This window comes from Acidovorax sp. SRB_24 (genome assembly GCF_012931925.1).
The window spans coordinates 1-452 of the sequence record NZ_MWOM01000245.1 but is presented as its reverse complement, the minus strand read 5'-3'; the positions used below and the strand labels follow the sequence as shown (position 1 = coordinate 452).

General features: G+C 64.8%; 1 pseudogene. It reads left to right on the top strand.

Features of this window, described 5'->3' with window-relative positions:
• Positions 1–46: 46 nt before the first annotated feature.
• A pseudogene (locus B2J89_RS21770) lies at positions 47–452 on the top strand (electron transfer flavoprotein subunit beta/FixA family protein); the annotation flags it as partial.

Below are 452 nucleotides of genomic sequence, written 5' to 3'. Positions count from 1 at the left end.
ACGCTTCAACACGGCCCCGTTTTTTAATTCTCCAGGGACTTCCCCTATGAAAATCCTCGTACCCGTCAAGCGCGTGGTCGACTACAACGTCAAGGTGCGCGTCAAAAGCGATGGCACGGGCGTGGACACCGCCAACGTCAAGATGAGCATGAACCCGTTCGACGAGATCGCCGTCGAGGAGGCCGTGCGCCTCAAGGAAAAGGGCGCTGCTGCCGAGGTCATCGCCGTCTCCTGCGGCGACGCCAAGAGCCAGGAGACGCTGCGCACGGCCATGGCCATTGGCGCCGACCGCGCGATCCTCGTCGAGACCCCGGCCGATCTTGAGCTCCAGCCCCTGGCGGTGGCCAAGCTGCTCAAAGCCCTGGTCGACAGGGAAGCCCCGGGCCTGGTCATCCTGGGCAAGCAGGCGATCGACGACGACGCCAACCAGACCGGCCAGATGCTCGCGGCGC